17 protein-coding genes are annotated in these 17,877 nt (G+C 57.9%); 2 read left to right on the forward strand and 15 right to left on the reverse strand.

What is annotated here, in order from left to right:
• Positions 1–37: 37 nt before the first annotated feature.
• The 12 genes from V5P19_RS12540 to hpaG form a co-directional block, all read right to left on the reverse strand.
• Positions 38–2,191: a carbon starvation CstA family protein gene (locus V5P19_RS12540; protein WP_334403690.1), complete on the reverse strand. Its 2,154-nt coding sequence runs from the start codon at positions 2,189–2,191 to the stop codon at positions 38–40.
• A gap of 216 nt (positions 2,192–2,407) precedes the next feature.
• Positions 2,408–3,298: a WYL domain-containing protein gene (locus V5P19_RS12545; RefSeq protein ID WP_334403692.1), complete on the reverse strand. Its 891-nt coding sequence runs from the start codon at positions 3,296–3,298 to the stop codon at positions 2,408–2,410.
• 178 nt (positions 3,299–3,476) lie between these two features.
• Positions 3,477–3,989 carry a 4-hydroxyphenylacetate 3-monooxygenase reductase subunit gene (locus V5P19_RS12550; RefSeq protein ID WP_334403694.1) on the reverse strand — a complete coding sequence of 171 codons (513 nt, stop codon included), beginning with the start codon at positions 3,987–3,989 and terminating at the stop codon, positions 3,477–3,479.
• A 17-nt stretch (positions 3,990–4,006) separates the two neighbouring features.
• A complete protein-coding gene (hpaB, locus tag V5P19_RS12555; RefSeq protein ID WP_334403696.1) occupies positions 4,007–5,569 on the reverse strand; it encodes a 4-hydroxyphenylacetate 3-monooxygenase, oxygenase component in 1,563 nt (520 codons plus the stop codon).
• 147 nt (positions 5,570–5,716) lie between these two features.
• Positions 5,717–6,634, reverse strand: coding sequence for a 4-hydroxyphenylacetate catabolism regulatory protein HpaA (hpaA, locus tag V5P19_RS12560; protein WP_334403698.1), 918 nt, complete (start codon positions 6,632–6,634; stop codon positions 5,717–5,719).
• 9 nt (positions 6,635–6,643) lie between these two features.
• Complete coding sequence (gene hpaX / locus V5P19_RS12565; RefSeq protein ID WP_334403700.1) at positions 6,644–7,996, reverse strand: 4-hydroxyphenylacetate permease; 1,353 nt, start codon at positions 7,994–7,996, stop codon at positions 6,644–6,646.
• 21 nt (positions 7,997–8,017) lie between these two features.
• Positions 8,018–8,815 (reverse strand): 4-hydroxy-2-oxoheptanedioate aldolase, encoded by a 798-nt coding sequence (gene hpaI, locus V5P19_RS12570; protein WP_334403702.1) that lies wholly within the window; start codon positions 8,813–8,815, stop codon positions 8,018–8,020.
• A gap of 9 nt (positions 8,816–8,824) precedes the next feature.
• Positions 8,825–9,628, reverse strand: coding sequence for a 2-oxo-hept-4-ene-1,7-dioate hydratase (gene hpaH, locus V5P19_RS12575; RefSeq protein ID WP_334403704.1), 804 nt, complete (start codon positions 9,626–9,628; stop codon positions 8,825–8,827).
• 8 nt (positions 9,629–9,636) lie between these two features.
• A complete protein-coding gene (locus V5P19_RS12580) occupies positions 9,637–10,017 on the reverse strand; it encodes a 5-carboxymethyl-2-hydroxymuconate Delta-isomerase (protein WP_334403706.1) in 381 nt (126 codons plus the stop codon).
• 9 nt (positions 10,018–10,026) lie between these two features.
• Entirely contained in the window at positions 10,027–10,878 is an 852-nt protein-coding gene (gene hpaD / locus V5P19_RS12585; protein ID WP_334403708.1) for a 3,4-dihydroxyphenylacetate 2,3-dioxygenase, read from the reverse strand.
• A 2-nt stretch (positions 10,879–10,880) separates the two neighbouring features.
• Positions 10,881–12,347: a 5-carboxymethyl-2-hydroxymuconate semialdehyde dehydrogenase gene (gene hpaE, locus V5P19_RS12590; RefSeq protein ID WP_334403710.1), complete on the reverse strand. Its 1,467-nt coding sequence runs from the start codon at positions 12,345–12,347 to the stop codon at positions 10,881–10,883.
• Positions 12,344–13,621 (reverse strand): 4-hydroxyphenylacetate degradation bifunctional isomerase/decarboxylase, encoded by a 1,278-nt coding sequence (gene hpaG, locus V5P19_RS12595; protein ID WP_334403712.1) that lies wholly within the window; start codon positions 13,619–13,621, stop codon positions 12,344–12,346. Before hpaG ends, hpaE begins: the two co-directional genes overlap by 4 nt.
• A gap of 269 nt (positions 13,622–13,890) precedes the next feature.
• On the opposite strand from hpaG, the gene hpaR reads away from it, so the two are divergent.
• Entirely contained in the window at positions 13,891–14,331 is a 441-nt protein-coding gene (gene hpaR, locus V5P19_RS12600; protein WP_334403714.1) for a homoprotocatechuate degradation operon regulator HpaR, read from the forward strand.
• Positions 14,332–14,416: 85 nt separating this feature from the next.
• A complete protein-coding gene (gene tsr / locus V5P19_RS12605) occupies positions 14,417–16,081 on the forward strand; it encodes a methyl-accepting chemotaxis protein (RefSeq protein WP_334403716.1) in 1,665 nt (554 codons plus the stop codon).
• Here tsr and V5P19_RS12610 read toward each other — a convergent pair whose 3' ends face one another.
• Genes V5P19_RS12610 through V5P19_RS12620 form a run of 3 tightly spaced genes read right to left on the reverse strand, consistent with a single transcriptional unit; the run spans position 16,082 to position 17,836 of the window.
• Positions 16,082–16,591 carry a GNAT family N-acetyltransferase gene (locus V5P19_RS12610; protein WP_334403718.1) on the reverse strand — a complete coding sequence of 170 codons (510 nt, stop codon included), beginning with the start codon at positions 16,589–16,591 and terminating at the stop codon, positions 16,082–16,084.
• Positions 16,592–16,620: 29 nt separating this feature from the next.
• Entirely contained in the window at positions 16,621–17,094 is a 474-nt protein-coding gene (locus V5P19_RS12615) for a hypothetical protein (protein WP_334403720.1), read from the reverse strand.
• Between the two features lies 1 nt (position 17,095).
• Positions 17,096–17,836, reverse strand: a complete 741-nt coding sequence (locus tag V5P19_RS12620) for a winged helix-turn-helix domain-containing protein (RefSeq protein WP_334403723.1) — start codon at positions 17,834–17,836, stop codon at positions 17,096–17,098.
• Positions 17,837–17,877: the final 41 nt, after the last annotated feature.

A 17,877-nucleotide genomic window follows, 5' to 3' on the forward strand; every position in this document is an offset into this window, starting at 1 on the left:
GCGCTACGCATACCGGGCCTACAGTTACCGTGCTCGCTTAATGGTGTGAAGAGGTCTTCACGCCGCCTTCCGGCACGGGTACGTAAGGGGTTTCTTTATCCGTACGGCCCTCGGCGTTACGCACGTTCATCCAGGTTTTGATGCCGTAGAAGATGATGCTGTACACCACCACCAGGAACAGAATGCTCAGACCCGCGTTGGTGTAGTTGTTCACCACGATATGGTTCATGTTGGCAATCTGCTGCGCGGTGAGGTCTGCGCCGCCTGCGGCAATCTTCTCTTTGTACTGGTTAGCCATAAAGAAGAAGCCTTCCAGCTGCGGGTTGGCACTGAACAGCTTCAGGCCAAGCGCCCAAGTGGTGCAGAGCAGCAGCCACAGCGCAGGTACCACGGTCACCCAGATGTATTTGGTGCGCTTCATCTTCACCAGCACGACGGTGCCGAGCACCAGCGCAACCGCTGCCAGCATCTGGTTAGAGATACCGAACAGTGGCCACAGACTCTTCACGCCGCCCAGCGGGTCGACAACGCCCTGATACAGCAGATAACCCCACAGGCCTACACAGCCCGCAGTGCCCAGTACGCCCGCCACCAGAGAATCGGTTTTCTTCAGGAACGGCACGAAGTTACCCAGCAAGTCTTGCAGCATAAAGCGGCCAGCGCGGGTACCAGCGTCAAGGGCGGTCAGGATGAACAGCGCTTCGAACAGAATACCGAAGTGGTACCAGAAGCCCATGTCCGCCCACGGCAGCACCTTGTGGAACACGTGTGCGATACCTACGGCCAGCGTCGGTGCGCCACCTGCACGGTTCAGCACGGACGGTTCGCCGATGTCTTTCGCGGTTTGCATGATCTGCTCAGGGGAAATCACAAAGCCCCAGGAGCTGACGGTCGCCGCAGCGTGTGCGCTCGCGTCTTTCAGCTGGGCCATGATCAGCGCCGCGTTGTCGCCGCCCATTTCATGCAGGTTTGGCATGGTGATGCCCAGGCCTGCAGGAGGGGTGTTCATCGCGAAGTAGAGGCCCGGTTCGATAATGGACGCGGCAACCAGCGCCATGATTGCCACGAAGGATTCCATCAGCATGGCACCGTAGCCGATCAGACGCGCGTCTTTCTCATTTGCCAACAGCTTAGGCGTGGTACCAGACGCAATCAGGGCGTGGAAGCCAGAGACCGCGCCGCAGGCGATGGTGATAAACAGGAACGGGAACAGGGCGCCTTTCCACAGTGGACCTGTACCGTCGATGTACTGGGTCACTGCCGGCATTTTCAGATCCGGGTTAATCACCAGGATACCGATCGCCAGACCGACGATAACGCCGATTTTCAGGAAGGTTGCCAGGTAGTCACGCGGGGCCAGAATCAGCCAGACCGGCAGCAGCGCGGAGATAAATGCGTAGCCGATCAGCGCGAAGGTGATGGTGGTGTCTTTAAAGGTCAGCGCCGGGCCCCAGTACGGGTCGTGCGCGATCACGCCGCCGAAGTAGATGGAGGCAACCAGCAGCACGATACCAATCACCGACACTTCACCCACGCGTCCTGGTCTCAGGAAGCGCATATAGATACCCATGAACAGCGCAATTGGCACGGTAGAGCAGACGGTGAAGACGCCCCATGGACTTTCCGCCAGCGCTTTCACCACGATTAACGCCAGCACCGCAAGGATGATGATCATAATCAGGAAGCAGCCGAACAGGGCGATAGTCCCCGGCACGCGGCCCATCTCTTCCTTGACCATCTCACCCAGAGAGGCGCCGTTACGGCGAGAGGAGATAAACAGCACCATAAAGTCCTGCACCGCACCCGCGAGCACAACGCCCGCGAGCAGCCACAGGGTGCCTGGCAGGTAGCCCATTTGGGCAGCCAGAACCGGGCCGACCAGCGGACCTGCACCGGCGATCGCGGCGAAGTGGTGGCCAAACAGCACGTAGCGGTTGGTTGGCACGTAGTTCAGGCCGTCATTGTTAATGACCGCCGGCGTGGCACGCGTCGGGTCAAGCTTCATGACCTTCTGCGCGATGTACAAGCTGTAGTAGCGATAAGCCACAAGATAAACGGAAACAGACGCAACGACGATCCACAGGGCGCTTACGTGTTCGCCCCGGCGTAATGCGACAACGGCCAGACAGAAAGCGCCGAGGATCCCGAGTAATGCCCAGGGCACGTGCTTCATGAGTTTTTTAGTATCCATAATAGACCTGGTTTTTATGTGAAGAAAAAAGGGTCAAGGTTCGTTTTTGAGGAGGTATTGATTAATGCTGAGCCGATCTTGCCAGATTGTCGCGCGTGTAAAGGAAGGTAAATGGGTGAGTGGTTGAAAGTGCGAGGTGAGCGGTCAAAGACGGCGGTGAGTGGTTCAGGCTCGCCGCCAGTGGGGGGGATTATGTGATTGTGATCACGTAGTTAGCTATGCCACGGTCGTTGCCAGATAGGTTTCAAGCGTCGAAACCAGCTTCTCCTTCAGCCACTCAGGCTCAAGGATCTGAATATTTGGCAGCCAGTAGAACAGCAGCGGCAGAATTTGATTCTCATGGGCTGCCTGACAGCGGACGGTGACGCCGTCGTTTCGCTCATCCAGCAATTCTTGTTCCGGCAGCAAGTCGCGGCGTTTGAAGTAGTGTGAAATAATAGTATTAATAAATATTTTCACTTCGAAAGTATCTTCAGATACCCAGGGATCGAGGCTTTTTTCCAGCAGCTCAACCGCATGCGGATCGGGAGTAAAAGTGTCGTTAAGAATATCAAGCCAGCTAATCTGACTCAGCGAGAACGATTTTATCCTGCTATTTTCGGTGGCTTGTAAATACCAAATGTTTTTTTTGTTAATCAGTTTGTATGGATTAATCAGTCGGGTTTTGCCTTTATAAACGATCTGACAAATATGACGATGTGTAATCGATTTCTCAATTTTGGGCAGATGGCGCTGAATATCGCGTTGGACGGTGTGCTCCGCTTCATTGTTGAGAATAACAATATGATTTTCGTCAACGCGGTTTTCAAGTTTCTGCCAGAACTCCGTGTTTCTGTCAGGGAAAAAGCTATCGGCATTCAGGAAGTTAGCAAGAGTGTGGTGGAGTCCTTGCCCGCCGGGGGATTGTGCCGAATGAATCAGTCGATATAACCCGTTTCCGGTGTGTTCAACAATCGGGGAGAGCGCATTTAAATCACGGTATACGGTACGCTCGGTAATTTTAAATTTATCCATCAGCGCGCGGCGATTCACCACACCGTTTAAATGTAACTCAACCAGAATATCGACAAGACGTTCAGCCGAGCGGCTCCGCGTCGATTTAGCCATAAGGTCTTCCTGTCAATGAGGGCGTGTGCTGAATGATGCAGAAAGCGCTGACAAGAAATGTCAGTATTCAGGCACAGAAAATTTATCTTATGGTTATATAACGGCGTGATTTAGCGGAAACCTTAGGAGTTTTTGTAGAATTCCGCGCTGGCCGGGCAATGACCAGCGCGGAGGAGGGTTAAACGGCGGCTTCGAGCGCCATCATCACCGGGTGGAAGCGACGTTTGAAATAGATCAGGCCATGTCCCTCTGCGCTGAGAATGATGTTTTTAATTTCCACGAGATAAACCAGATGGGTGCCGATGGTCTGCACCTGGCTTATTTCGCCTTCCAGGCTTGCCAGCGCGCCCTTCAGCACCGGTTGCGCCAGCGGCCCTTTCTGCCAACAGGAGAGGCTAAAACGATCGTCCATCGTCATACCGGTCATCCCGGCGAAGTGGCGGGCCATGATCTCCTGCTCGTGGTTCAGCACGTTAACGCACAGCCGACCGTTCCCCTGAAACACCGGATTCATGGCGCTGTTGGCGTTAATGCAGACCATCAGCGAGGGCGGCGTGTCCGTGACGGAACAGACGGCAGTAGCGGTAATGCCGCAGCGGCCCGCGTCGCCCTCGGTGGTGACAATATTGACCGCGGCCGACAGGCTGGCCATCGCGTCGCGAAAACGCAGGCGTTGTTCATCAGTTTGCATTGAAGCCTCCCGCTGCGCTATTTCAGCAGCTTGTCCAGCATGTTGATATCGGTGTTGTTGTGCAGGTGTGGCACCGTCCAGCCGTGCTGGTCGTACTCGGACATGCAGCGGTCGACCATCGCCATCATCTTGTCCATATTGCCGGAGCTTTGCGCCTGGCGCAGACACTGCAGGCGGATTTCATCCTGGCTGCCGGAGTAGTTGATCTCGTACAGCTCGTGACGGCCGCCAAACTCGCTGCCGATGGCATCCCACATCAGCTTCAAAATCTTGATGCGTTCGACGTGATCCATCCCGTTAGAGCCGCGCACGTATTTCGCCAGATACTGGTCGATCTGCGGGTTGTTCAGATCGCGAGCGCTGGACGGCAGGTAGATCAGCCCGCTGGTGACGTTGCGTTCGATGATGTTCTTGATTTTCGCGTAGGCCATCGGGGCCATGACGCGGTAGGTCTGTAGCGCAGCGTGATCCGGCAGATACGCCCCGTTGACCCACGGGGTGGCTTCGGAGCACATGGAGTCGCTCAGCGCCCAGAACATATTGCGCCAGGCTACCACCTCGCCGAGATCGGCCTGCACGCCGCGGAACTCCAGAGTCCCGGTGCATTCCAGCGATTTCTTCAGCAGGGCGGTGATAAAGTCAAGTTTGACCGCCAGACGCACGCAGGCCTGCAGCGGATACATGCGGGCAAAGCCGCCCTCCATCGTCCAGCGACGGCAGCGGTCGAAATCGCGGTAGATCAGCACGTTTTCCCACGGGATCAGCACGTGGTCCATCACCAGAATGGCGTCGTTCTCGTCAAAGCGGCTGGAGAGCGGATAATCGTATGGGGAGCCGGTTGCGCCAGCCACCATTTCGTAAGAGGCGCGGGAGATCAGCTTCACGCCTTCGGCATCCATGGGGGCGACGAACATCAGCGCGAAGTCCGGGTTTTCGCCCATCACCTGCGCAGAGCCAAAGCCGATCATGTTGTAGTGCGTCAGCGCCGAGTTGGTCGCCACCACTTTCGCGCCGCTGACGATAATCCCGGCGTCGGTCTCTTTCTCCAGCTTGATGTAAACGTCTTTCACCTCGTCAGCCGGCTTGTGGCGGTCGATGGGCGGATTCACGATAGCGTGGTTGAAGTACAGGCCGGTTTCCTGAATGCGGGTGTACCAGCTGCGGGCGTTCTGCTCGAACGGGCCGTAGAAGGCCGGGTTAGCGCCGAGCGCACAGCCAAATGCGGCTTTGTAGTCCGGCGTGCGGCCCATCCAGCCGTAGCTCAGGCGCGACCACTCGGCGATAGCATCGCGCTGCTGGCGCAGGTCGTCGGCGCTTTTCGCCACGCGGAAGAACTTGTGCGTATAGCCACCGCTGCCGGTGTCTGTGCCCCAGCACAGCGTGTCCTGCATGTCTGGCTTGTGCAGCGCGTCGTACATCTGCGCTATGGAGGCTGCCGCGTTGCGAAAAGCCGGATGGGTCGTAACGTCTTTGACGCGCTCGCCGTAGATATAAATCTCACGACCATCCTGCAGGCTTTTTAAATACTCTTCACCGGTTAACGGGCGTTTGGCATCAGTGCGGAAATCTTCAGGCTTCATAGGGACCTCGTATCGGAATTTGATTGTTAAATTTATGTTTTGTTTTTGTTGTTTAATTGAAGCCTGAGAGGAGCGGAACGTGAAGGGACGTTTGGGACAACGGCGGGTACTTTTCGCGAGAGAACGCAGAGTGTGATTTCCCTCACCCTAACCCTCCCTTTGGGCGAGGGGAAAAGGCGACACCGGGACTTTCTGCGCCCGGTACGCGCTGGGCGAACAGCCCATTAGGCGGTTGAAAAAACGGGCAAAATAGGCCGGGTCTTTAAACCCTAGCTGCCACGCGATCTCGCTGACCGTACTGTCGGAAAAGAGCAGCAGCCGTTTGGCCTCGCGCAATTGTCTGTCAAAAATCAGCCGCTTCGGCGGGCGGTTAGCGAAGCGGCGGCAGATATCGGTCAGGCGGGATTCGGTCAGATGCAGTTCGCTTGCATATTCCGGCACCGTCCAGTGTTCATGAAAGCGGGTGTCGATAAGCTGGTTAAAGCGCTGGAACAGCTTCAGCTCACCGCGCATCCCGCTGGCCGCGTGGTCGTCGAGCTTCGCGTTGCGCAGCAGCAGGGTAAAGACCGCCTGGGCTAACAGGACCAGCGTATGCTCGCGGCCGGGCAGTTGTTCCGTGGATTCCCGGGCAATGAGCTGCCAGTAGTGCTGCAGGGCCGCCAGCTCCTCCGGCTTATCAGCCAGCGAGAGGCAAATCCCCGGCAGGCCGAACGCTTCCCGCGTGCCGGGGTAAAGCACCTCCAGCAGGGGCCAGACCAGATCCTCGCGTACCGTCAGCACGTGACCGTCGCTGTCGGATTCGGTGATAAACGCGTGCGGCACCGACGGCGGCGTCAGGACGAACAGCGGGGCCTGCACCGAGTAGCGGTGATCGTCGAGCTGAAGCTCAATCTGCCCGGTATCGAGAAAGTGCATCTGAAAATACTGGTCGTGACGATGCGCCTGCATGTCGCGGCCAAAAAAGGCCGCCATGCGGGCGAAGGACTGATAGTGCACATCGTCGGTACCCAGACTTTCATCGTAGTCTTTGCTGATGTCGATATTGGCAACGGGACTCTGGCACATAGCGGCTTCCTAGTGGATCTTCTGCGCCGCGATGTCCGGTTCGCGCTCAAGGCTTTCCCGCTGGGTCATCGGGATTCGGGTTAAGACCAGCGCGCCAACGACGAGCAGCCCGGCCACAAACCACAGCCCCGAACTGAAGCTGCCGGTGGCATCACGCAGAATACCAATCAGCAGCGGACTGACCGCAGATCCCACGTTGCCGATCGCATTGATCACCGCCAGCGCCACCGCCCGTGACTGCAGGCTAATAACCCGATCCGGTGTGGTCCAGAATATCGCCATGGCGGTAAACGATCCGGTTGAGGCCATGATGATGCCAAGCAGCTGGATCAGACTGTGATCGGTGGCTGAGGCCAGCATCCATCCCGCCGCGGCGAACAGGTACGGCAGGATGGTATGCTTTTTTCGCTCTTTCAGCCTGTCGGAGCGGCGGCTCCACCAGATCATCCCGAGGATGGTACAAAACTGCGGGATCGCCGCCAGCAGGCCGATGACGATATTGCTGCTCCCCGTGTTGAAGCTTTGCAGGATCTGCGGCGTCCAGATGTTGATCGCGCTCAGCGTGTTGGTCAGGCAGAAGTAGGCCAGCGTGTAGAGCAGCACCGCCGGGGTCAGCACTTCGCGCAGCGTGGATTTCGGCGTGACGGGCCGTGAAATAGCGACCTCCTGCTCGCGGGCGATCATGGTTCTCAGCGTCTGCTTCTCTTCATCATCCAACCACGTAGCCTGATCCGGCGTGTCGTTGAGGTAGAACCATGTCACCACGCCGAGCACCACCGACGGCAGCCCTTCCAGCAGGAACAACCACTGCCATCCCTTCAGGTTCCACAGCCCGTCCATCGCCAGAATATAGCCGGAGAGGATAGACCCGAGCATCATGGTCACCGGCATGGCAATCATAAACAGCGCGTTGGCGCGGGCGCGGTAATAGGCCGGGAACCACCAGGTGAGGTAGACCAGTATTCCCGGCAGGAATCCGGCTTCGGCAATGCCTACCAGCATGCGTAAAACATAGAGCGTGTGCGGACTGGTGGCGAACATGGTGCAGGTGGAGGCGATGCCCCACACCACCATGATCCCGGCGATCCAGCGCCGCGCGCCGATCTTCGCCAGCATGATGTTGCTCGGGATCCCGCACAGCACGTAGGTGACGTAAAACAGCGTCGCGGCCAGGCCAAACATGGTGGAGGTGAGGCCCAGATCTTTGCCCATCGTCAGCCCGGCAAAGCCGATATTGATGCGATCGAGAAACGAAAAGACAAACAGGATAAAGAGAAACACGATCAGGCGCCGGAACAGTTTGTTAATGACGCGATGTTCAACAGCTTTATTATCATGGGATTGCAGGGTAGAGGTCGTCATGGTGCGCTCCAGATCTTACGTTTAGTAGACGGATTTATTGTTATTAACTGACGTAACCGGTTTTTCGAAAAAGCGTGCCGCCAGCGCTTCCGCGCCGCGGGCGAGCAGGGTGGTGTCAACGCCGACGGCAACAAACAGCGCGCCGAGGTCGAGATAGCGTTTTGCCAGCGCCTCGTTGGCCATCAGGATGCCGGGGGCTTTACCGGCGGCGCGTATCTGCGCGATCGCCTGTTCGATGGTTGCCTGGACTTCCGGGTGTTGCGGGTTGCCGGCAAAGCCCATGTCGGCGCTCAGATCCGCCGGGCCGATAAACACGCCGTCGACGCCGTCCACGTCCAGGATCTGCGGCAGGTTTTTCAGCGCCTCGCGGGTTTCGATTTGCACCAGTACGCACATGGCGTCGTTAGCCTGCTGCAGGTAATCCGGAATACGGTTCCAGCGCGAGGCGCGCGCCAGGGCGCTGCCCACCCCGCGAATGCCCGCGGGCGGGTAGCGGGTTGCGCTCACCGCAAGACGTGCTTCGCCGGCATTTTGCACCATTGGCACCAGCAGGGTTTGTGCCCCCACGTCCAGCAGCTGCTTGATCTGCACCGGATCGTTCCACGCCGGGCGTACCACCGGCTGGCTGGCGTAAGGCGCAATGGCCTGCAGCTGGGTTAATACGGTTTGCACATTGTTTGGCGCGTGCTCCCCGTCGATCAGCAGCCAGTCGAAGCCCGCGCCTGCTAACAGTTCAGCGCTGTAGCTGCTGGTCAGCCCCAGCCACAGGCCGATTTGCGGACGGCCTGCTTTTAGCGCCGCTTTGAATGCGTTTTGCATGGCTGTCTCCTAGACGAAGCGGCAGCTGATGGAGCCCATGCTGCCGTAGTCAACATGGAAAGTGTCGCCTTTGCTGGCCGTCACCGGACGGGTAAACGATCCGCCGAGGATGATTTGGCCGGGTTCAAGCTGCACGTCATACGGCGCGAGCTTGTTCGCCAGCCACGCCACGCCGTTTGCCGGATGATTGAGCACGCCTGCGGCGACGCCGGTCTCTTCAATTACGCCGTTGCGATAGAGCAGAGCGGAGATCCAGCGCAAATCCAGCGCGTCGGGCTTGATTGGGCGGCCGCCGAGGATCACCCCCGCGTTGGCAGCGTTATCGGAGATGGTGTCGAAGACCTTGCGCGGGCGCTGGGTGTCGGGATCGATGTTGTGGCAGCGGGCGTCGATCAGCTCCAGCGCGGGGATCACGTAATCCGTGGCGTTGTAGACGTCGAAGATCGTGCAGTTAGGTCCGCGCAGCGGTTTTGCCAGCACGAAGGCCAGCTCCACTTCAATGCGGGGAACGATAAAGCGATCGACGGGAATGTCGCAGCCATCGTGGAAGAACATGTCGTCCAGCAGCGCGCCGTAGTCCGGCTCAGCGATCTGCGAGCTGGCCTGCATCGCTTTGGAGGTCAGGCCGATCTTGTGGCCTTTCAGCACGCGGCCTTCGGCGATTTTCAGGTTTACCCATTCGCGCTGTATGGCGTAGGCGTCGTCGATAGCGATCGTCGGGTAGTCGAGTGAGATCTGACGGATCTGCTCCCGGGTCTGTTCTGCCTGATGCAGCCGATGGGCGATCAGGGTATGGGTGTGTTTATCCAGCATAAATGACCTCAGCGAAAGCGCGCGTGCACGTTGTTTTGTTTGTAATTGAGCGTCGGGTGCAGCTCGTCTAGCTCAAACGACAGCGCCAGATAGCGGCTCGCCATCAGCTCGGCAAAGTGCGCGTTGATCAGCGTAAACAGCATTTCACCGACCTCTTCACGGCTTTCAAGGCTGCGCCCGGAACCTATCTTCAGCGTCATATGCACAAAGGCGTAATCCTGTTTACCGTCTGCCATCTGCCAGGTATCCAGCCAGTGGGCGCGGCTGCGGATGCCGCCCAGCGGGAAGATGCCGGTGGCGGCAAGCGCCTCGTTGATTTTGGCAAACAGCCCCGGCAGGTCGGCCTGCTCGCGGATATTGTCGGTACATTCAGCAATAAAATGCGGCACGGTGGATCCTTATGCGGGCAGAGGGAAAACGGCGTTGACCTGGCCGGTGCCGGAGCTGGCGAACAGCTCGGTGAGAAACTCCACCTTACCGCCGTAGTTGTCCCAGCCGAGCATGCCCAGCAGCATCACCGTGTCGTGCATGTTGCCCTCGCCGTAGCAGTAGTCGGCGTACTCCGGCAGCATGCTGCAGAATTCTTTGAACTGGCCTTCGCGCCACAGCTTCACTACGCGCTCGTCCATCTGGCGGTCGAACTCACGGGTGTAGCTGTTCATCCCCTCTTCCGCGCGCTGGTCGTCGATAAAGCGGTGTGACAGCGATCCGCTGGCCAGTACCGCCACGGTGCCGTCGTATTTTTCGATAGCGCTGAGGATGGCTTCACCCAGCCGGCGGCTGTCGGCGAAGTCGTGAACCGTGCAGAACGCCGAGATGGAGATCACCTTGAAGTGCTTATCGCTGTTCATGTAGCGCATCGGCACCAGGGTGCCGTATTCCAGCTTCAGGCTTGGGATGTTATGCGCTTTGGCGCGCACGCCGAGCTTGACCGCTTCGTCGGCAATAAGCTGGCCGAGCGCCGGGTTGCCGTCGTAGTCGTAGGTCATGTCGCGGATAAAATGCGGCAGTTCGTTGCTGGTGTAGACGCCCGCAAAATGGTCCGCACAGTTGATGTGATAGGCGCTGTTCACCAGCCAGTGGGTGTCGAACACGATAATGGTATCAACGCCCAGCTCTCGGCAGCGCTTGCTGATCTCTTTATGTCCGTCGATAGCCGACTGGCGGCAGCCGTGATTTTTACCCGGCAGCTCAGAAAGGTACATTGACGGCACGTGCGTGATTTTTGCGGCTAACGCTAATTTGCCCATATTCAGATCCCCCACTTAGGAATGGGATGGTTGCCCATCGAGATGCAGACGTTCTTCATCTCCGCGAACACTTCGAAGCTGTACTCGCCGCCCTCGCGCCCGGTGCCGGAAGCCTTCACGCCGCCAAACGGCTGACGCAGATCGCGCACGTTCTGGGTATTCACGAACACCATTCCGGCTTCGATATTGCGCGCCAGACGCAGCACTTTGCTGACGTCCTGGGTCCAGATGTACGACGCCAGGCCGTACTCCACATCGTTGGCCAGACGTAGGCCTTCCGCTTCGTCCTTAAACGGCAGCAGGCAGGCCACCGGCCCGAAGATCTCCTCCTGCGCCACACGCATGCGGTTGTCGACGTCCGCCAGCACGGTCGGGCGCAGGAAGTTGCCACCCTTCAGGTGCGCGGGCAGATCGGTCGGTTTGTCCGGGCCGCCCGCCAGCAGGGTTGCACCCTCTTCAATGCCGAGGCGGATATAGCCGGAGACCTTCTCCCAGTGCTGTTGGCTGATGAGCGCACCAATCTGAGTGTTCGGATCGGCCGGGTCGCCCACGCGCAGGCGGTTGGCGCGCTCGGCAAAGCGCTTCACGAATTCCGGATAGATGCTTTGCTGAATAAAAATGCGCGAACCTGCCGTGCAGCGCTCGCCGTTGATGGAGAAGATGGTGAACAGAGCGGCGTCCAGCGCGCGTTCGATGTCGGCATCTTCAAAAATCAGCACCGGTGATTTGCCGCCCAGCTCCATGGAGTATTTCTTCAGCCCGGCGTTTTTCATGATGTTCCGCCCGGTGGCGGTGCCGCCGGTAAAGGAGACGGCGCGCACGTCGTGATGGCGCACCAGCGCATCGCCCGCCGTCGCACCGTAGCCCTGCACCACGTTCAGCACGCCCGCCGGAATGCCCGCCTCCAGCGCCAGCTCGCCCAGACGGTCGGCGGTCAGCGGGGAGAGTTCAGACATCTTCAACACCGCGGTATTGCCTAAGGCCAGACAGGGGGCGACCTTCCAGGTGGCGGTCATAAACGGCACGTTCCACGGGGATACCAGCGCGCAGACGCCTACCGGCTGCACCAGGGTGTAGTTCAGCATCGTGTCGTCAACCGGGTAGGTTTTGCCGTTCATCTGCTGGCACACCTCGGCGAAGAACTCGAAGTTGTGCGAGGCGCGCGGGATCAGGACGTTTTTGGTCTGGTGGATCGGCAGGCCGGTGTCGGCGGTTTCCATGGCGGCGATCTCCGGGACGTTCCGGTCGATCAGATCCCCCAGGCGACGCATCAGGCGCGCGCGTTCCTTCATCGGCAGGTTAGCCCATTTCGGGAACGCCTCTTTTGCTACCGCCACGGCCTGATGGATTTCGGCTTCACCGCCGGAGGCCACCTCCGCCAGCACCTCGCCGGAGGCCGGGTTGGTGGTGTGGAAGTAGTCGCTTCCCGCGACGTTCTTACCGTTGATCCAGTGGTTAATTTTTTTCATTTTGCAGTCTCCTCGCTGACAATTCGGTTCACCAGGCGGCCCACGCCTTCCACTTCCACGACCACTTCATCACCCGGCACCACGTCGGACAGCCCTTTCGGCGTGCCGGTGGCAATCATGTCGCCCGGCTGCAGGGTCATAAAATCGCTCAGGTACGCAATCAGGAACGGGATGCTGAAAATCAGGTCCGCCGTGGTCCCTTCCTGGCGCAGCTCGCCATTCACGAAGGTGCGCAGGGCTAAGTTGTGCGGGTCGGGAATGGCCGCTTTCGGCACGATGTTCGGGGAAATGGGCGTCAGCCCGTCGCGGCTTTTCACCCGCAGGTTCGGGCGGTAGTAGTTTTCGAGATAGTCGCGGATGGCGTAGTCGTTGCAGACCGTATAGCCCGCAACGTAGTCCATCGCGTCGGCTTCACTGACCTTGCGCGCGGTTTTACCGATGACTACCACCAGCTCCGCCTCGTAGTGCATGTACTCAACGTTGTTCGGGCGTACCGAGGTCTGGTTGTCGCCGTTAACGGTGTTTGGCGCTTTGATGAACACCAGCGGCTCGGTCGGCGGCTTGAAGTCCAGTTCGCTGGCGTGATCGGCGTAGTTCAGTCCGAGGGCAAACAGCGTGGGGTGCGGATGCGCGCCGTGAGCGATGGCCACGTCGCGTTCATCCACCACCGGGTTTTCCAGCGGCGGAAAACCTTCCGCCAGAACGCGCACGCGATCGCCCGGCTGAAGAGGGACACGCGAATGCGGGGTACCGATCAGAATGGCATCGCCAGGATTGAGGGTCGCGAATTCGCTCAAGGCACTCAGCAGCTCGGCAGCATTACGCTGCAGGTCGGCGGTGTTCCAGTGGTCCGCTTCCCGGCCATTGATCTCGGTGATGATGGTCAGGTTATCCACGCTGTCCAGGGCGACGGGTTCCCCCAGCGGGCAAAACCCGTCCCTGCACTTGGCCTTGATCGCCGGGCGGTAAAAACTCTCTTCCGGCAGGCTAACCTCGTTAGCCAGCGCATACCCTGCGATATACGCTGCGGCATCTTCAACGCGTACTTTACTCGCCGTTTTGCCTACCACCAGCGCTACGGTTGCGCCACTTAACACCGTCTCACCTTCCGGAAAGGGGATTGGCTCACCTGCGCGGACGACGGTGTTATGCGGCTTGATAAACCACACGGCCGTTTTAGGTGGCGTATTGTAGGGGGCTTTTTCGAACGCCTCGGCCCAGGCTTCACGCTGGCTTCGATGATTCAGCGCGACGGCAAAAACAGTTCCTTTCATTCACATACTCCTCAGGCCGGCGGTCCGGCGTTGATTTCATTAATATGTTAATGATCTGGTTTTATGCTTTTACTGTTCGTTTCGCAATCAGAAGTGAAAGATTTGTGATATGAATAACAATAAATTTACATCTCAAATTTAAATTTTATATTTATCAGTTTGTTAATAAAAATGCGTTGTTTCTGTTAGACTTTTTGGCGTAAAACAGGTTGTTTATAAAAACAGCTTTTAAAATTCGTTTACTTATTAATAATTGTCGGGGAGAGGCTATGCATGACTCATTAACCATCGCACTGTTGCAGGCGCGTGAAGCGGCCATGTCGTACTTCCGGCCGATCGTGAAGCGGCATAATCTGACCGAACAGCAGTGGCGCATCGTGCGCGTGCTGGCCGAACATCCCTCGATGGATTTTCACGATCTGGCATTTCGGACCTGCATTTTGCGCCCAAGCCTGACCGGCATTCTGACGCGCATGGAGCGCGACGGTCTGGTGCTGCGATTAAAGCCGGTGAACGACCAGCGCAAGCTCTACGTGTCGCTGACCAAAGAGGGCAACGCCTTGTATGAACATGCGCAGGCGCAGGTGGAAGAGGCCTATCAACAGATAGAAGCGGAATTCACGCCGGAGAAGATGAAGCAGCTGACGGCGCTGCTGGAAGAGTTTATTGAACTTGGAAACAGGCACGTCGCAGCGCGTGAAGAAGAGTAAAAACCACAAATTCCAGGATGATTTTCGTAAAGTTTTCCCTTTCCAGGCCGAAAATTCTGTTATCTGTCTGATGGAAAGAGAAAACATGTTAAACCGTATAAAGATTGTCACCAGTTTGTTGCTGGTTTTAGCTATTTTTGGCCTTTTACAACTCACATCCGGTGGTCTTTTCTTTAATGCCCTAAAGAATGACAAAGAGAACTTCACCGTCCTGCAAACCATTCGTCAGCAACAATCCACGCTGAACGCCAGCTGGGTAGCGTTGCTGCAAACCCGTAATACCCTGAACCGCGCGGGTATCCGCTACATGATGGATCAGAGCAATATTGGCAGCGGCGCGACCGTTTCCGATCTGATGCAGATTGCCTCTACCTCGTTGAAGCAGGCGGAAAAAAATTGGGCTGATTACGAAGCCCTGCCGCGTGATTCCCGTCAAAGCGACACCGCTGCGCTGGAAATCAAACGTAACTACGATATCTACCACGGCGCGCTGGCGGAGCTGATTCAGCTTCTGGGCGCGGGCAAAATTAATGCCTTCTTCGACCAGCCAACCCAGAGCTATCAGGATGGCTTTGAGAAGCAGTACGTGAATTATCTGCAGCAGAACGACAAGCTGTACGAGACGGCAGTAAAAGACAGCAACAGCTCTTACAGCCAGGCTATTTGGGTGTTGATTAGCGTGCTGGTGGCCGTACTGGTGGTGATTGTTGCCGTCTGGCTGGGCATTAAGCAGGCGCTGATCTCTCCGCTGAACCGTCTGATCGACAGCATTCGCCATATCGCCAGCGGCGACCTCGTGAAGCGTATCGACGTGGAAGGCTCGAACGAGATGGGAGAGCTGGCGGATTCACTGCGCCATATGCAGGGTGAGCTGGTACGCACCGTGGGCGACGTGCGTAACGGTGCGAACGCCATCTACAGCGGCGCGAGCGAAATCTCGATGGGGAATAACGATCTCTCTTCCCGTACTGAGCAGCAGGCCGCTTCCCTGGAAGAGACCGCCGCCAGCATGGAGCAGCTGACCGCGACCGTGAAGCAGAACGCCGAGAACGCCCGTCAGGCGAGCAACCTGGCGCTGAGCGCGTCCGAAACCGCTCAGAAGGGCGGTAAAGTGGTGGATAACGTGGTGCAAACCATGCGCGACATCGCCGGTAGTTCGCAGAAGATTGCTGACATTATTAGCGTAATCGACGGTATTGCTTTCCAGACCAACATCCTGGCACTGAACGCGGCGGTAGAAGCGGCGCGTGCGGGTGAACAGGGGCGTGGGTTTGCCGTTGTGGCGGGTGAGGTGCGTAACCTGGCACAGCGCAGCGCTCAGGCAGCACGTGAAATTAAGAGCCTGATTGAAGACTCGGTGGGCCGCGTGGAAGTGGGTTCTACTCTGGTGGAAAGTGCTGGTGAAACCATGGGTGAGATCGTGAATGCCGTCACCCGCGTAACCGACATCATGGGTGAAATCGCCTCTGCGTCTGATGAGCAGAGCCGCGGTATCGACCAGGTGGGTCTGGCGGTCGCTGAGATGGATCGCGTCACCCAGCAGAACGCCTCGCTGGTGGAAGAGTCCGCCGCTGCCGCCGCTGCGCTGGAAGAACAGGCGAGCCGTCTGACGCAGGCCGTAGCCGTGTTCCGTATTCAGCAGGAGCAGATGAAAGCGCGCGAATTCGCCTCGGCGAAAACCGTGGCAACTCCAGCGACGGCGCGTAAAGCCGCGACTGCCGACGCGGGTGAAAACTGGGAAACCTTTTAATTAATTAAGGGGCAGGCGCATGGCGCAGCGAGATTCAAACGCTAAGCCGTGCGCTGTCTCTTCTTCCCTTTTCTGACGAAGTTCAGGCGTGAGTTCAGTGACATATTCAAACCCCAACCGGGCATAGAACGGCGCATTCCACGCGACGTCCCGGAACGTCGTCAGCGTCAGCGACGCTAGCCCTGCCTTACGGGCATGGTCAGCCGCACGGGCGATGAGCTGCCGGCCAATTCCTTTTCCCTGCCAGGCCAGTTCGACCGAGAGCTCCACGATAAACCGCGACGACGCGTGCGCTTCTGTGAGGATAAACCCCACGGGGCGATCGTTCGCCAGCGCCAGCCAGCTGTGCCCGCGTTCAACATACCCGAGGTGCTGTTCAGCGGTAATCACCTCACCCCCGGCAAGCCAGGCGAGTGCCGGGTCGTCACGAAAACGCCCGGCCGCCGCGCGTTCAATGGCGGGCAGGGCGGTGACGTCGTTAGGGGCGGTGGGGCGAATATGAACGTGCATGGCGGCAAGTATAGCCTGACCCGTCGACATTATTCCGAGCAGATCAGCACCGGCGAGTAAAAATTGCTGATCACCAGCGCGTCTTCCGGCGTGCGCGCTATCGTCAGAAGCCTTTTATTGCCCAGCGTCAGGCCCGCGACGTACTTTTCAAAGACGCCGGGGGGCATGGCATCGTGGCTAAAACGCTCCACTTTTTGAATGACAATCTCATACAGTTCACCCTCAACGTGACGCCATTTAAACATCTCCTGGCGGGAAACCTCCCAGCTGCGCGGCGCATTCACCACGCTACCGTTTAGCGTGATGTACCCCGTTTTGTCGGGATGAAAACGCATAATGATCTCGCCGTCAAAGGTGAAGTCGTGGCTGTCGCGCCTGTCGGAGAAGGTCAGGTTTCCGTCGCAGGCCAACGACAGCGGGGGCGTGTGAAAGTACCACGCCAGCGCGGCGCCCAGCAGCAGCAGGTTGAGGATCAGAATTAGCCAAACTTTTTTGTGTCTCATATCACCACTCGTAATAGTAAAGCGTACGGCAGGCGCTGGCTTTACCCTGCGTGAGGGAACATTGGGAGAGCACCAGCCGCCCTTCGTGGCCGTAGAAAAGCGTTCGCTGAATGTGCATGTAGAAGATGGAGTTTTTCAGGCACGGAAGATGGCCGTCCTGCTGAAGCGTCTGCGCCAGCCCAATCGCCTTATCATGGAAAACGTCTGCCAGCGGCGTAAAGGTGTAGACCGGACACGTGCCAATATGGGTCAGCAGGTGGATCTCCCGCTGCTGGGTTGCTGGCTTGATTGCGATGATCCAGAGACACAGCGCAACGATCGCTATCGTGAGTGCACCGCAGAACAGCACGTCCGGTCGAACGCGCCGCACGGATGTCGCCGTTTCGACTGCCGGGCACGGTGCCTCTAGCGCGGTGACCGTGACGTCAGCGCTGAGCATAAAGCCCGTTTTAGGCACGGTGACAATAAACAGCACGTCGGGAAGCAGGCTTGCCAGCAATTTACGTAAAATGCTGATGTATTGGTTTAACGAATTGTTCGACCCCTGCAGCCCGCGCCTGTCCCAGACCTCCTGAAGAAGCGTCTCTCGTTCGACCACGTTCCCATGATGCTGCACCAGCAGCTTCATGATGGTATTGGCCGTGCAGGTGAGGATCTGCGCATCCTCATCCGGCGCATTGATAAGAGAAACAGAACCGTCCTCGTCGTTGTAGACGAGGGCGTCAGCAAGCAGGTATTTCATAAGTTGTTGTAATACAGACAGAGATAACGAATAAAAGAACA

This window comes from Enterobacter sp. UNJFSC 003, from assembly GCF_036903355.1.
Taxonomy (GTDB): domain Bacteria; phylum Pseudomonadota; class Gammaproteobacteria; order Enterobacterales; family Enterobacteriaceae; genus Enterobacter.